The 14,066-nt window shown below is 64.5% G+C and carries 13 protein-coding genes; 5 read left to right on the top strand and 8 right to left on the bottom strand.

What is annotated here, in order from left to right; translation table 11 throughout:
- Positions 1–52: 52 nt before the first annotated feature.
- Entirely contained in the window at positions 53–1,558 is a 1,506-nt protein-coding gene (locus FHS02_RS18160; RefSeq protein WP_137315765.1) for a SulP family inorganic anion transporter, read from the top strand.
- 210 nt (positions 1,559–1,768) lie between these two features.
- Here FHS02_RS18160 and cyaY read toward each other — a convergent pair whose 3' ends face one another.
- Positions 1,769–2,110 carry an iron donor protein CyaY gene (gene cyaY / locus FHS02_RS18155; RefSeq protein ID WP_137315764.1) on the bottom strand — a complete coding sequence of 114 codons (342 nt, stop codon included), beginning with the start codon at positions 2,108–2,110 and terminating at the stop codon, positions 1,769–1,771.
- 39 nt (positions 2,111–2,149) lie between these two features.
- Between cyaY and lptM the strand changes: the two genes are divergently transcribed.
- Together lptM and lysA are read left to right on the top strand one after the other, a co-directional pair.
- A complete protein-coding gene (lptM, locus tag FHS02_RS32115) occupies positions 2,150–2,335 on the top strand; it encodes an LPS translocon maturation chaperone LptM (protein WP_217496848.1) in 186 nt (61 codons plus the stop codon).
- A gap of 72 nt (positions 2,336–2,407) precedes the next feature.
- Positions 2,408–3,685, top strand: a complete 1,278-nt coding sequence (gene lysA / locus FHS02_RS18145) for a diaminopimelate decarboxylase (RefSeq protein WP_137315763.1) — start codon at positions 2,408–2,410, stop codon at positions 3,683–3,685.
- 138 nt (positions 3,686–3,823) lie between these two features.
- Here the strand turns inward: lysA and msrQ are convergent, their stop codons facing one another.
- From msrQ to FHS02_RS18120, 5 genes are all read right to left on the bottom strand, one after another.
- Entirely contained in the window at positions 3,824–4,456 is a 633-nt protein-coding gene (gene msrQ / locus FHS02_RS18140) for a protein-methionine-sulfoxide reductase heme-binding subunit MsrQ (protein WP_137315762.1), read from the bottom strand.
- Complete coding sequence (gene msrP / locus FHS02_RS18135; protein ID WP_137315761.1) at positions 4,447–5,424, bottom strand: protein-methionine-sulfoxide reductase catalytic subunit MsrP; 978 nt, start codon at positions 5,422–5,424, stop codon at positions 4,447–4,449. Before msrP ends, msrQ begins: the two co-directional genes overlap by 10 nt.
- A gap of 119 nt (positions 5,425–5,543) precedes the next feature.
- Entirely contained in the window at positions 5,544–6,872 is a 1,329-nt protein-coding gene (gene ccsB / locus FHS02_RS18130; protein ID WP_371861430.1) for a c-type cytochrome biogenesis protein CcsB, read from the bottom strand.
- A gap of 96 nt (positions 6,873–6,968) precedes the next feature.
- On the bottom strand, positions 6,969–9,071 hold the full coding sequence (locus tag FHS02_RS18125; protein ID WP_137315760.1) for a cytochrome c biogenesis protein ResB: 2,103 nt from the start codon (positions 9,069–9,071) through the stop codon (positions 6,969–6,971).
- 154 nt (positions 9,072–9,225) lie between these two features.
- Positions 9,226–9,885, bottom strand: coding sequence for a c-type cytochrome (locus FHS02_RS18120; protein WP_137315759.1), 660 nt, complete (start codon positions 9,883–9,885; stop codon positions 9,226–9,228).
- A 145-nt stretch (positions 9,886–10,030) separates the two neighbouring features.
- On the opposite strand from FHS02_RS18120, the gene yihA reads away from it, so the two are divergent.
- Together yihA and hemB are read left to right on the top strand one after the other, a co-directional pair.
- Entirely contained in the window at positions 10,031–10,744 is a 714-nt protein-coding gene (gene yihA, locus FHS02_RS18115; RefSeq protein WP_137315758.1) for a ribosome biogenesis GTP-binding protein YihA/YsxC, read from the top strand.
- A 13-nt stretch (positions 10,745–10,757) separates the two neighbouring features.
- The gene (gene hemB / locus FHS02_RS18110) at positions 10,758–11,771 is read left to right on the top strand and encodes a porphobilinogen synthase (RefSeq protein WP_137315757.1); all 1,014 of its coding nucleotides are present in this window, start codon (positions 10,758–10,760) and stop codon (positions 11,769–11,771) included.
- 61 nt (positions 11,772–11,832) lie between these two features.
- Here hemB and FHS02_RS18105 read toward each other — a convergent pair whose 3' ends face one another.
- The gene (locus FHS02_RS18105) at positions 11,833–12,723 is read right to left on the bottom strand and encodes an SDR family oxidoreductase (protein WP_137315756.1); all 891 of its coding nucleotides are present in this window, start codon (positions 12,721–12,723) and stop codon (positions 11,833–11,835) included.
- 117 nt (positions 12,724–12,840) lie between these two features.
- Complete coding sequence (locus tag FHS02_RS18100) at positions 12,841–14,055, bottom strand: MFS transporter (RefSeq protein ID WP_137315755.1); 1,215 nt, start codon at positions 14,053–14,055, stop codon at positions 12,841–12,843.
- Positions 14,056–14,066 lie beyond the last annotated feature (11 nt).

Genomic DNA, 14,066 nt, shown 5'->3' with positions numbered 1-14,066 from the left:
CCGGTCCGTCCCTAATTTTTTTTCTCTTATTTTTAAGCCCATTTTTTACGATATGCCTGCATTGAACCCGGCGCAGCTGCGCACCGATGTCCTGTCCGGCATCACCGTTTCCCTGGCCCTCGTGCCGGAGGCCATCGCCTTTGCGCTGCTGGCGCAGGTCAGCCCGCTGACGGGCCTGTATGCCGCCTTCATCGTGTGCCTCGTCACATCCGCGCTGGGCGGCCGGCCGGGCATGATCTGCGGCGCGGCGGGCGCGCTGGCGGTGGTGATGACGAGCCTCGTCGTCACGCACGGCGCCGAATACCTGTTTGCCGCCGTGGTGCTGATGGGCGTGTTCCAGCTGCTGTTCGCGGCGTTCAGGCTGGGCAAGTTCATCCGCATGGTGCCGCATCCGGTGATGCTGGGCTTCGTCAACGGCCTGGCCATCGTCGTCTTCATCGCCCAGTTCGGGCATTTCAAGGTGGCCGGCCAGTGGTTGCAAGGCGGTGCGCTGTGGACCATGCTGGCCCTGGTGGCATTGACAATGGCGATCATCTACGTGTTGCCACGGCTGACGAAGGTGCTGCCGGCATCGCTGGCGGCGATCCTGATCGTGTCCGGCCTCGTGGCCGCGCTCGGCATCGACACGAAAACGGTCGGCGACATGGGTTCGATCGCCGGCGGCCTGCCGTCGTTCCACCTGCCGCAGGTGCCGCTGACGCTGGATACCCTGTCCATCGTGCTGCCCTATTCGCTGATCCTGGCCGCCATCGGCCTGATCGAAACGCTGCTGACGCTGAACCTGATCGACGCCATCACCGATACGCGGGGCAGGCCGAACCGCGAAAGCATGGCGCAGGGCCTCGCCAATATCGCCAGCGGATTCTTTGCCTCGATGGGCGGCTGCGCGCTGGTGGGGCAGAGCATGATCAATATCGACAACGGCGCGCGGCACCGCATCTCCGGCATCACGGCGGCCGTGTTCCTGCTGGGCTTCATCGTGCTGCTGTCGCGCTGGATCGAGACGATTCCGCTGGCGGCGCTGGTGGGGCTGATGTTCGTCGTCTGCGAGAAAACGTTCGCGTGGGGCAGCCTGCAAACGCTGCGCAAGATCCCGCGGCAGGATGCCGTGATCGTGGTCGGCGTCACGGTGATCACCGTGCTGACGGACCTGGCGGTGGCGGTGCTGGCCGGGGTGGTGTTCGCGGCGCTCGTGTTCGCATGGCAGCACGCCAAGGAGATCCGCGCCGAGGTGTCGACCGATGAACGGGGATGGAAGGTGTATACGCTGAAGGGCTCGCTATTTTTCGCCTCGACGGCCAACTTCGCCGCGCTGTTCGATCCGAAGAACGATCCGGAGCACGTCGTCATCGAATTCCGCGATGCCAAGGTGGTCGACCACTCGGCCGTGGAAGCGATCGACTCGCTGGCCACGCGCTACCAGGGAATCGGCAAGACGCTGCACCTGCGACACCTGAGCCCGGACTGCCTGGACATCCTGACGAATGCCAAGGGCATGGTCGAGGTGAACGCGTTCGAGGATCCCCACTATCACATCGCCGACAACCGGCTGGGGTAACGAAAAAAACCGGTGGCTTGGCAGGGGTTTCGCGGAGCCTGCTCCGCGCCTGTCAAGCGGCGATGGCATGCATGCCATCGCTCCTTCCAGGCTCCACTTATTTGGAAACAAATGTTCCAAAAAAACCGGTGTCTGTCACCGGTTTTCAAGAAATGTTCCAGTTTAATAGGTGTCTGTCACCGGTTTTCGGGTGGTTTCCAGTGGCCTGCCTTACGGGTTTTCGCTGACGATCACCGGGGCGCCGCCGGACTGTTCGGTGGCGATCTGCGACAGCGCGTCGAACAGCTCGCCGCCATCGCGGGTGTTGATCCAGCGGCCGTCGACGCGGCGGTAGTGGAAGCCGCCGGAGCGTGCGGCCACCCACAGTTCCTGCATCGCGGCCTGGCTGTTGACGATGACCTTGGAACCGTTGTGCAGGAATTCGATCTCCAGCACGTTGCCGTTGCGGCTGCATTCGACATCGAGCCGGTTGTCGTCGTTCAGGCGGTCCAGTGCGGCTTCGATCGCGTTCAGCGTGCTGTCGGCGAGGTCCAGGAATTCGGTTTCGGTCATGCTACACTCCAAGGGTTCTGTAATAACGAGATTCTAATCGTGAAGTCCACTCCAGCGCGTGTCTTGATTTCCATGCTGATCGCCGTGTCGCTTGCCGGTTGCGGCCAGACCGGCGCATTGTACCTGCCCAAGCAACCCGTCAAGCCGGACTCACCGACCGGCAAGCCCGGCGTGGCGCCGCCTTCCGCCCCGGTTCCGGCAACGCCCCCCGCATCACAACAGTAGATTCCCCGGTATCCGCCTCACTCGGTAGCCCCTCGCTCAGTAAATCCTCACTCAGTAAATCCTCAGTCAACCATGCCCCACTTCGATTATCAGAACGGCGTGCTGCACGCCGAAGGCGTTTCTTTGCCCGCCATTGCAGAGCAATTCGGTACGCCGACCTATGTGTACTCCAAGGCCCAGCTGCTGGACAATTTCGATGCCTACGCGAACGCCTGCGCCGGCCGCGATGCGCTCGTATGCTATGCGATGAAGGCCAATTCGAACCTGGCGATCCTCGACCTGCTGGCCCGCCGCGGTGCCGGTTTCGACATCGTGTCGGGCGGCGAGCTGCTGCGCGTGATCGCCGCCGGCGGCGATCCGAAAAAAGTGATCTTCTCGGGCGTGGGCAAGAGCGAGGCGGAGATGCGCCTGGCGCTCGAGCATGACATCCTGTGCTTCAATGTCGAATCGATCCCCGAACTGCACCGCCTGAACGACGTGGCCGGCGCACTGGGCAAGAAGGCGCGCGTGTCGCTGCGCGTGAACCCGAACGTGGATCCGAAGACGCACCCGTACATCGCCACCGGCCTGAAGGCCAGCAAGTTCGGCGTGGCGTTCGACGACGCGCTGGCCACCTACCGCACCGCGGCGCAGCTGCCGAACCTGGAGCCGGTGGGCATCGACTGCCACATCGGCTCGCAGCTGCTGGACGACACGCCGCTGCTGGAAGCGCTGGACCGCCTGATCGAACTGATCGACACGCTGGCGGCCGAAGGCATCCACCTGCACCACCTGGACATCGGCGGCGGCCTGGGCATCGACTACGGCGTGGCCGGCGAAGACCAGCCCGCGCCGGCCGGCGATTACGTGAGCCGCGTGTTCCAGCGTGTCGAAGCATGGCGCGCCGACAAGCACGCCGGCCGCGGCATCAAGGTGATCTTCGAGCCGGGCCGTTCGATCGTCGGCAACACCGGCGTGCTGCTGACGAAGGTGGAGTTCATCAAGCACGGCGAGGAAAAGAACTTCTGCATCGTCGACGCGGCGATGAACGACATGGCCCGCCCCGCCCTGTACCAGGCGTGGATGGACATGCAGCCGGTGGTGAAACGTGAAGCCGCGGGCGCCATGTTCGACGTGGTCGGCCCGATCTGCGAATCCGGCGACTGGCTGGCGCGCGACCGCGAACTGCCCGTCGAAGCGGGCGACCTGCTGGTGATGAAGACCGCCGGCGCGTATGGCATGACGATGGCCTCGAACTACAACACCCGCGGCCGCGCCGCCGAGGTGATCGTCGACGGCGGCCAGGTGCACCTGGTGCGCCGGCGCGAGACGCCGGAAGAGCTGTTCGCGCTGGAGTCGGTGATCAAGTAAAACGCCGAACCGATCACTTACTTCGAAATTAGAAAATTAGGGACGAAAATTAGGGACGGACCCTGTTTTACAGGAAATTTCCTGTAAAACAGGGTCCGTCCCCATTTTTTGGTCCGTCCCCATTTTTTGTCCCCATTTTCAGGCGCTGGCGCGAGCCGGCGCTTTGCTTTTCTGCCGTGCCCACCACACCCGCGCCAGCAGCAGCGCGGCGACGATGCAGGCGAACAGCAGCGGCTGCGCCAGGTCGTTCTTGGCGGCCTTCATCCACCAGTAATGCAGCACGCCCAGCGGTACGACCACGTAGACCAGCCGGTGCAGCCACAGCCAGTTCTTGCCGCCCATCCGCTTCACCATCGCCTTGGTGCTGGTCGCGGCCAGCGGGATCAGCAGCACGAAGGCGATGAAGCCGACCAGGATGAACGGCCGCTTGGCCACGTCCTTCAGCATGGCCGCCACGTCGAAGAAATGGTCGAACCACAGGAACGTGATGAAGTGCAGCAGGCCATAGAAGAAGGCGTACAGCCCCAGCATGCGCCGCAGCTTCAGCAGCCAGTTCCATGTCGACAGGCGCCGCAGCGGTGTCACGGCCAGCGTGATGCACAAGAAGTACAGTGTCCAGTCGCCCGTCGAATGCGTGATGTATTGCAGCGGCTCGACCAGCGCATCGGTGAAGACGAGATACACCAGGCGCGCGAGCGGCACCAGCGCCAGCACGTGCACCAGCGCCTTGATTCCCGTGAGCTGACTGGCGGAGGGCTGCGTCAGAACCATTTCTTGAGATCCATGCCGGTATACAGCGACGCCACGTCGTTATAGCCGTTGAACATCAGCGTCTTGCGCTTGCGCGACAGGAAGGAGTCCTCGCCGATGCGCCGCTCGGACGCCTGCGACCAGCGCGGGTGGTCCACGTCCGGGTTTACGTTCGAATAGAAGCCATATTCCGACGGCGCCGACTTGTTCCATGCGGTGCGTGGCATGTCGCGGGTAAAGCGGATCTTGACGATCGACTTGGCCGACTTGAAGCCGTACTTCCACGGCACCACGATGCGCACCGGGGCGCCGTTCTGGTTCGGCAGCACGTCGCCATACATGCCCAGCGTGAGCAGCGTCAGCGGGTGATTCGCTTCATCGATGCGCAAGCCTTCCACATAGGGCCAGTCCAGCACGCGGCTGCGTACACCAGGCATCTGCTGCCGGTCGGCCAGCGTGACGAATTCCACGTATTTCGCGTTGCCGGTCGGTTCCACGCGCTTGATGATTTCCGAGAACGAATAACCCACCCACGGGATCACCATCGACCAGCCTTCCACGCAGCGCAGCCGGTACACGCGTTCTTCCAGCGGTGCCAGCTTCAGCAGCGAATCGATGTCGAGCGTCATCGGCTTCTTGACTTCGCCTTCGATCGCCACCGTCCACGGCCGCGTGCGCAGGGTGCCGGCATTCTCGGCCGGGTCGCTCTTGTCGGTGCCGAATTCGTAGAAATTGTTGTACGTGGTCGCGTCCTTGCGCGGGGTCTGCTTTTCCAGCGCCGAGTAGGAGGGGTTGAGCTTCGCGGCCAGTTTCTGGCTGGTGCCTTGGGCGAAGGCTTCGCGCGTCAGCATCTCGAGCAATGCGCCGCTGGCGATCGTGCCCGCAGCGATCTGCCGGATGAAATCGCGCCGCGCTTCGAACACATGGCGCGGCGTGATTTCCGAGGAAAACGGCAGGTCGATGCCGTTGGGGGACCGTTTGATCAGCATGATGGCTCCGGGCGGTAATTTATAAGGACAAGTTACTGCGACCTTACACCAAACCCGGAAACCATTCGTTTAGGACAGCATTAAATCATCGTTACAGCACGCGCCATTAGCTCGCGCAGTTACAGCTCACCGTAGGAATGCAGGCCCGACAGGAACATGTTGACGCCCATGAAGGCAAACGTGGTGACCACCAGGCCGACCAGCGCCCACCATGCGCCCACGCGGCCGCGCAGCCCGGACATCAACCGCATGTGCAGCCATGCCGCATAGTTCAGCCAGACGATCAGCGCCCAGGTTTCCTTCGGGTCCCACGACCAGTAGCCGCCCCAGGCTTCCGCGGCCCACAGCGCGCCCAGGATGGTGGCGATCGTGAAGAAGGCAAAACCGGCCGAGATCGACTTGTACATGATGTCTTCCAGCACCTCCGCATCGGGTATACGTTCGGCCAGCCGGTTGCGCAGCAGGTTCGTCACGGCGAACAGCACCACGAGGCCGAGGATGAACTTGCTGGTGCCCAGCGTCGAATTGCGGATCGCTTCGCTCGCACCGGCGACGAAGGCCACCAGGTTGATGACGACGATGAATCCGAGCGGCGCGGCCACCAGCCAGATCCACATGGTGCGCGGCCGTTCGTACTTCAGCAGGAACGCCCAGCCCAGCATTGCCGCCAGCGCGAACGTGCCGTAGCCGATGAAATTGGCCGGCACGTGGATCTTCATCCACCAGCTCTGCAGCGCCGGTACCAGCGGCTGGATCTCGTGCGCGTCGCGCGTGACCGTGTACCACAGCAGGAAACCGACCGCCGCCGAGACGATCAGCATCACGAACGGGCCAAGCTGGCGAGTCGCGTAGCGTTCCTCGTAGTACAGGTGGAACATCGCCGTGATCAGGCAGAACAGGATGAACACTTCGTACAGGTTCGAGATCGGAATGTGGCCGACATCCGGCCCGATCAGGTACGACTCGTACCAGCGCACCATCATCGCGGTCCAGCCCAGCAGCAGGCCGCTCCAGCACAGCCGCGCGCCGATCGCACCGCCGGCGGCGGAACGGGCCACCAGGCCGATCCAGTAGAACAGCGTGGACAGGAAGAAGAACACGCTCATCCACAGGATCGCGGACTGGCTCGACAGCATGTAGCGCAGCCAGAAGCGTTTCTCGCCCGCCGCCAGGTCGCCGCCGTACATGGCGATCGCCCCCAGCGCCAGCACCGTCATGGCCAGCATCAGCCCGCGCATCGGCTTCCAGTGCCAGCCCAGTGCCGCGAACGTGGGCACGGACAGCAGCAGGATGGCCTTTTCATACCCGTCCATGTAGGCGCCGTAGCGATTCAGGCCGAACAGCGCGCCGGCCAGCAGCGCCAGGCCGAACAGCCAGTCGAAGACCGACAGCCGGCGGAAGTAGCCCGGGGTGGCCGCATAAGGTTGGTTCTGAGTAATTTCCATCATGGTCTCCAGCTTCGGTTTCCTGCCTGCTTTTTGCCTGCTTTTTTCCAGCTTTTTGCGTTCTGCCGGCTTTTTGCCTGCATCCTGCCAGCTTGCAGCTTACGCCTTCAGCGGCAGCTTTTGCTTCAGTTCGTCGAATTCGCGGTCGAAATCGAGCGTGCGGCGCTGCGTGCTCATCGCCATCAGCGCATGCGCCCCGTCATCCTGGCCACGGATCCAGATCCACAGGCGCCGCTCGCGGATGTAGAACATCGCAAACACGCCGAGCACCAGGAACAGGCAGCCCAGGTAGACCACCGACTTGCCCGGCGAACGCGTCACCTGGAACACGGAAGCCTTGACCTGCTCGAACTCGTCCAGCTGCAGGTACACGGGCGCGCCGTAGAAGAAGCTGTCGGACAGGCCGTTCATCGCCAGCTGCAGCCAGCGCGCGTGCGCTTCGTCCGGCGCGATGGCGGCCAGGCCGTCGCGCTCGCGGGCCGCGTTCCACAGCTCCCACAGCGTACCGTTGAGGATCTTCATGAAGATGTCGGCGGCCTTCTCCTGCTCCGCCTGCGGCACTTTCTCCAGGAAGCGGCTGACCGACATGTAGCCGCCCGCCTCCTTGTCGCCGGCAAAGATCTCCAGGCTCTTCAGGGCCGACAGCGCCAGCTGCGCCTGCACCGTGTCGTTCTTGCCGCTGTCACCCTTGCTTGATCCCGGCGACATGCGGCCCGCATAGGAATTCGCGGCCCGCTCGCGCAGCGCCGGGTCGTGCAGCGCGGCGCGCAAGCGCATCCAGTCGCGCACGCTGTGCTCATCGTCGGCCGGTATGCGCAGGTAGCTGAACGGATCGCCCGGGTTGGCGCGCACGCCGGACAGGAACATCGGCACGCCTTCCAGCGTGACCGGCTGCATGTAGTTCTGGTATTCGCGCGCCTGGCCGGTGCTGTCGCGCACCTTGTACTGCACGCTCGGGCCGACGTTCTTCAAGTCCTTGTTGTTGGCGTTCTTGGCCGCCGAGCCCAGGTGCTTGTCGAGCCCCCTGGCGAACGCGCTGCCCAGCTTCTCGCTCTGCGTCACGGCGCGCACGTCCTGGTTGGCCGTGTTTTCCACGTTGAACGGACGGAAATCGGCCCATTCGATCGTGTGCGCGTCGTCCAGCTTCGTGGTGTTGCCGACGACGCCGTCGAGCGGGAACTGGCCGCTCTTCGTGCCCTGCATCGGGAAGCCCGTCAGCTTCAGCTTGCTGCCGCCATCCTCGAAACTGGCCTGGTACACGGCCAGCCCCTTCCAGATGAATGGCTTGTTCACTTCAATCGTGGCCGTCTGCGTTTCACCGGTGGCGTTATCGCGCACCACGACATCGCTGGCAAACAGCTTCGGCATGCCGGTACTGTAGAAATCGATCGTGAATTTCTTCAGCTGGATGGTGAACGGCAGGTCCTGGATCAGCACGCCATCTGCCCGCGTCAGCACGGCCGAGCTGCTGGCCTGCCCTTCCGGAATCGCGGTATTGCCGCGGAACGTGGGGTTCGATACGCCCAGGCGGTGCTGTTCGGGAATTGCCGCGATCAGGCCGTCGCCGGTAAACGGCGTCTTGCCAAACGCCCATTCCTGCACGCGGATCGGGATATCCGAATCGAGCAGCCCGCCCACGCAGATGATGACGATCGCGCTGTGCGCAAAGATGTAGCCGAACTTGTTGGCCGCGCCGCGCTTGGCCGCCACCAGCAGGCCGCCGTCCTTTTCGACGACCTTGGCCTGGTAGCCGGCATGCACGAGGCGCTGCGCCATCTGGCCGGCCAGGTCGCCGGCCGGCAGCGGCGACTGCCACTCGGCCTTGTGGTGGAAATTGCGCAGCGACTGTTCGCGCACGTTCTCGCGCCAGCTGCGCATGTCCTTCACCATCTTCGGCCCGTTGCGCAGGATGCACAGCGAAGTGGAGACGACGAGGATGGCCATCATCAGCAGGAACCACCAGGCCGAATACACGGCGTACAGCCCCAGCTTGCCGAATACCTCGAACCAGAACGGCCCGAACTGGTTCACGTAGTTCGGCGTCGGCTGGTTCTGCTGCATGATCGTGCCGATGATGGCGGAAATCGCGATCATCACCAGCAGCGCGATCGCAAATCGCATCGAGGACAGCAGTTCGATCGCTTCGTTGAACGCCTGGCGGCGGGTATTGAGACGGATGCCCGTCGTGCTGGTGGTGCTCATGCGGCTGTGCTCATGTGAAACCCGGCTTTTTGTATACAATTTTGACGGCCATGGTAACAAAAAAAATGGCGGCCCCGTCGAGGTAGCCGCCTTTTTTTTCGATGCCCGTCATCCATCAACCGCGCGTGCCTGCTTCTTCAAGCCGGGCACCCGCTCATTTCAGTCCGGCCACGTAATCGGCCACGGCCTTGATCTCATCGTCGGACATGCGCTGCGCGATCGTCGTCATCTCGACACTGTTCTTGCGGCCATGGCCCTTGAACAGGCCCAGCTGGGCAATCGTGTAATCCTGGTGCTGGCCGCCGATGCGCGGGTATTTGGACGGATTGCCGGCGCCGGCGGGGCCATGGCAGCTGGCGCAGGCCGGCACGGCCTTTTCGGCCAGGCCGCCGCGGTAGATCTTCTTGCCCAGTTCGATCGATTCGCGCAGCTTCGCGGCGCCCGGCTTTTGCGATTGCGCGGCCAGGTAGGCGGAAATGTTCTTCTTTTCCTCGTCCGTCAGCATCTTCGCGTACGTCGTCATGATCGGCTGCGCGCGCTCGGGCTTTGTGAAGTCCACCAGCTGCTTGTACAGGTAGCCCTCGGGCTGGCCGGCCAGCTTGGGATTGGCGACGATCGTGGAATTGCCGGCGGCACCATGGCAGGACAGACAGGAAGGCAGGCCGCGGGCGGGATCGCCGTCGGCATAGAGCGTGGCGCCCTTGGCCGGATCCACTTTCGGCGCCTGCGGCGTGGCGGCGCTGGCCGTCCCCGCGAAGAGCGCCATCATTGCAATGAACATCGAGCGTACCACTGGTGAATACCTACGATTCATTCAGCACCTCATTTAGCCGGCTTAAGGAAACGAGTCAAAAAAATGTCGCAATGTTCGAGTGCCCCGGCCAGCATGGAAGCGGGCCGTAACTCCTTATTGTACAATAGCTTCCCGGCACGACTGCCTGTTCTCGTAGCAATTCTTCATGTCCAAGCTCTGGCAAGCCCGCTTTTTCACGACCGTCAACCACCTGCGCGACCTGCCCCGTACCACGGTGCCCGAGATCGCCTTCGCCGGCCGTTCCAACGCGGGTAAATCGACCGCCATCAATATCCTGTGCAACCAGAAGGGCCTGGCGTTCGCGTCGAAGACGCCCGGCCGCACGCAGCACATCAATTTCTTTTCGATCGGGGGCGCGCACGTGGCGATGCACCGCCATGATCCGATCAACATGGATGAACTGCGCTGCCTGATCGCCGACCTGCCCGGCTACGGCTATGCGGAAGTGTCCGGCGACGCCAAGCTGCACTGGCAGCGCCTGCTGGGCGACTACGTGCAGCGCCGCGACCAGCTGGCCGCGCTGGTGCTGATGATGGATGCGCGCCGCCCGTTCACCGACCTGGATATCCAGATGCTCGAATGGTTCGCCCCCACCGGCAAGCCGATCCACTGCATCCTGACCAAGTCCGACAAGCTGACCCGCAGCGAAGCGACGACCACGCTGCGGCAGGCGCAGGCCAAGCTCGACAGTTATGTCGACGAGGAAGGCGAAGGATTCCCGTTCACCGTGCAGCTGTTCTCCGCGCTCAAGCGCGTCGGCATCGACGAGGCGACCGCGAAGATCGAGGAGCTGGTCGGGCTGAACATCGATCCCCCCGCGCCCGAACCCGAGTCCGCCCCTGAGCCCGACCCCGAATAAGGAATCCCCAGCGATGCACAGTTCCCACTTTTCCGCCCAGTTCCCCGCGATGCGCATGCGCCGCATGCGCCGCGATCCGTTTTCCCGCGCGCTGATGCGCGAGAACGTGGTCACCGCGGCGGACCTGATCTACCCGGTGTTCATCCTCGAAGGCACCAACGTGCGCGAGCCGGTGCTGTCGATGCCGGGCGTGGAACGCGTGTCAGTCGACCTGCTGCTGAAGGTGGCCGAAGAGTGCGTGTCGCTGGGCATTCCGGTGCTGGCGCTGTTCCCCGTCATCGACGCATCGCTGAAGACGCCGGACGGTATCGAAGCCACCAATCCGGCAGGCCTGGTGCCGCGCGCCGTGCGCGAACTGAAGAAGAGCTTTCCCGAGCTGGGCATCCTCACCGACGTGGCGCTCGACCCGTACACCAGCCACGGCCAGGATGGCCTGATCGACGATGCCGGCTACGTGATCAACGACATCACCACCGACATGCTGGTGCGCCAGGCGCTGGCGCAGGCCGAGGCGGGCGTGGATGTCGTCGCGCCATCGGACATGATGGACGGCCGCATCGGTGCGATCCGCCACGCGCTCGAAGGCAAGGACCATATCCACACACGCATCATGGCCTACTCGGCCAAGTATGCGTCGGCGTTCTACGGCCCCTTCCGCGATGCCGTGGGCTCCGCCAAGAACCTGGGCAAGGGCGACAAGAACCAGTACCAGATGGACCCCGCCAACAGCGACGAAGCGCTGCGCGAAGTGGCCGGCGACCTGCAGGAAGGTGCGGACATGGTGATGGTGAAACCCGGCATGCCGTACCTGGACATCGTGCGCCGCGTAAAGGACGAGTTCAAGGTACCGACATTTGCTTACCAGGTCAGCGGCGAGTACGCGATGATCAAGGCCGCCGCGCAAAACGGCTGGCTCGACCACGACAAGGTGATGATGGAATCGATGCTGGCCTTCAAGCGGGCCGGCGCCGATGGCGTGCTCACCTACTTCGCGCTCGACATCGCGCGCAAGCTGAAGGGCCTGTAACCGGTAGCGTGGCTGGTAAGCGAAAGCGGGCGATGCCCGCTTTTTTTTCGTCCCCGGCCGGTCAGCCGCCGGCCTTGCCGTAGATGCGCCCGTCGCCTCCGGAGGTATATAACGCGCCGGATGGATGCGCGGGCGGCTCGTCGCGCTGCTGACGCGGCACCTGCAATGGCGCGATGCGGTCGCCCAGCGCCGGCAGGGCATTCTGCACGGCCACGTCGAGCGCTGCGATGACACCCACCTTGACGTCGCGCCGCGGCGTGGTGGCCGCATCGAGGATCGCATCGGCTACCTGGTGCGGGTCGAGCTTCGGCGACGGCAGCGTGGGTTCCCGGTCCATGTAGTTGCGCGCATGCTGCGGCAATGGCGTGTCGACCGACGTCGGTTCGATCAGCGTGACCGACACCGGGGCCCCGTCGACATGTTCGACTTCCACCCGCAGCGTATCCGTAAAACCTTTCACGGCGTGCTTCGATGCCGTGTACATGCCCTGCATCGGTATCGGCACCTCGGAAGCCTCGCTGCCCACGTTGATCAAGGCCCCGCCCTGCCGGCGCAGGTGCGGCAGCGCGGCCAGCGAGCCGTTGACCATGCCCCAGAAGTTGGTCTCGAACAGGCGGCGGCTGTCCGCTTCGCTCACCTCCTCGATCCGGCCGTAGATCGTGCAGCCGGCATTGTTCACCCAGGTATCGATGCGGCCGAAACGGGTAATGGCGGCGGTTGCCACCTGCGCGACCTGGGCGCTGTCGGCCACGTCGGCCGGCATGCACAGCACCTCGGCGCCCTGCGCCGCGAGCGTTGCGGCCACGGCGTCCAGCACGTCGGCACCACGCGCCACCAGCACCACTTTGGCCCCGCGCGCGGCAGCGTTCGTGGCCGTGGCCAGGCCGATGCCGCTGGTGGCACCGGTGATGACGATGACTTGCCGGTCGAGCGGTTTCAACGTGTTGGCCATGGCTTCCCCTGTCTTACAGATGTACATGATGTGAAGCCGACAACTTAGCAGGAAACTCGCCAACGCAACGCCCGCCTCGCACGCTGCGCCATCGTGCACTGCGTCATCGTACATTGATCAGCCGGCAGCACGCGGCCCGGCCGCCGTGATCGCCTCAGCCCGCCGTGGCACCGGCGGGAAGCCGTAACTGGCGCGCCATGCGACGGCCAGTGCCGGTATCAGCAGCGCCAGTAACGCCCACGGCAACGCCTCCGGGCCGGCCATCTCCAGCAGCAGGCCGCCGCCGGCGCCGGCCGCCGCGATGGCCAGATTCCAGATCGTGACGACCATCGACTGCGCCACGTCGGCCGCGTCCCCGGCCGCTTGCGCGGAAGCCGTCTGGAACAGCGTCGGCACGCCGCCATAGGCCAGCCCCCACAGGGCCACCGCCGTCCAGACCACGGCCGGCTGCGTGCCGAACAATGCCAGCGCCAGCACGAGTGCGCCGAACAGCACCGTGCTGGCCAGCACGAGCTCGCGCAGCCGGCGATCGATCAGCATGCCCGTCAGCCAGATGCCCGCCAGCGATGTCGTACCGAACAGCAGCAGTACCGCATCCAGGCGTGGCGCCAGGCCGGCCGGTGCGACGAACGGCGCGATGTAGGTGTACAGCACGTTATGGGCCAGCACATAGGCCAGCGTGACGAACAGCACCGCGCGCACGCCGGGCAGCAGGAAGACCTGCCGCAGCGTCATGCCGCGCCCGCGCGGCTGGCCGGCAAAATCCGGCACCGCGGCGGCGATCCACGCCACTGCCCCCAGCGCCAGCACGGTCACGATGCCGAACGTGGCGCGCCAGCCGATGGCCGCGCCGATGAAGGCGCCGGCCGGCACGCCCAGCGACAGCGCGACGGGAATCCCGGCCATCGCGACGGCGATGGCCCTTCCCTGCAGGTGCGGCGCCACCAGCCGGGCCGCGTAGCCGGCGGCCAGCGCCCATAGCAGCCCTGCCGAGATACCGGCAACGAAACGGGCCGCCAGGGTCAGCGCGAAGTCCGCCGACAACGCCGTGACGGTATTGGCCACGGCAAAACCGGTCATCGCCCCGAGCAGCAACGGCCGGCGGCGCCATGCCTGGGTTGCCGCCGTCAGCGGCACCGCGGTCAGCAAGGTGCCCAGTGCATAGGCGGTGACCAGCTGGCCGATCATCGCCTCGGATACCGCCAGGCCCCTGCTCATCTGCGGCATCAGGCCGGCGGGCAGCGCTTCGGTGACGACCGTGATGAAGGCCGCCATGGTCAGGGCGAGCAGTTGCGCCAGTGGCAGGCGCGCGGAATCGGGAGGATGCGACATGGATGCTCCTT

This window comes from Pseudoduganella umbonata, assembly GCF_014192225.1.
Taxonomy (GTDB): domain Bacteria; phylum Pseudomonadota; class Gammaproteobacteria; order Burkholderiales; family Burkholderiaceae_D; genus Rugamonas; species Rugamonas umbonata.
The sequence above is the reverse complement of the archived record's forward strand: the minus strand, read 5'-3'. Positions and strand labels throughout refer to the sequence as shown.

What these genes read in the sequence shown, in the direction of transcription:
- FHS02_RS18160 (WP_137315765.1), top strand. Translation starts at nt 53, where the DNA reads ATGCCTGCATTGAACCCGGCGCAGCTGCGCACCGATGTCCTGTCCGGC.
- cyaY (WP_137315764.1), bottom strand. Translation starts at nt 2,110, where the DNA reads ATGACCGAAACCGAATTCCTGGACCTCGCCGACAGCACGCTGAACGCG.
- lysA (WP_137315763.1), top strand. Translation starts at nt 2,408, where the DNA reads ATGCCCCACTTCGATTATCAGAACGGCGTGCTGCACGCCGAAGGCGTT.
- msrQ (WP_137315762.1), bottom strand. Translation starts at nt 4,456, where the DNA reads ATGGTTCTGACGCAGCCCTCCGCCAGTCAGCTCACGGGAATCAAGGCG.
- msrP (WP_137315761.1), bottom strand. Translation starts at nt 5,424, where the DNA reads ATGCTGATCAAACGGTCCCCCAACGGCATCGACCTGCCGTTTTCCTCG.
- ccsB (WP_371861430.1), bottom strand. Translation starts at nt 6,872, where the DNA reads ATGATGGAAATTACTCAGAACCAACCTTATGCGGCCACCCCGGGCTAC.
- FHS02_RS18125 (WP_137315760.1), bottom strand. Translation starts at nt 9,071, where the DNA reads ATGAGCACCACCAGCACGACGGGCATCCGTCTCAATACCCGCCGCCAG.
- FHS02_RS18120 (WP_137315759.1), bottom strand. Translation starts at nt 9,885, where the DNA reads ATGAATCGTAGGTATTCACCAGTGGTACGCTCGATGTTCATTGCAATG.
- yihA (WP_137315758.1), top strand. Translation starts at nt 10,031, where the DNA reads ATGTCCAAGCTCTGGCAAGCCCGCTTTTTCACGACCGTCAACCACCTG.
- hemB (WP_137315757.1), top strand. Translation starts at nt 10,758, where the DNA reads ATGCACAGTTCCCACTTTTCCGCCCAGTTCCCCGCGATGCGCATGCGC.
- FHS02_RS18105 (WP_137315756.1), bottom strand. Translation starts at nt 12,723, where the DNA reads ATGGCCAACACGTTGAAACCGCTCGACCGGCAAGTCATCGTCATCACC.
- FHS02_RS18100 (WP_137315755.1), bottom strand. Translation starts at nt 14,055, where the DNA reads ATGTCGCATCCTCCCGATTCCGCGCGCCTGCCACTGGCGCAACTGCTC.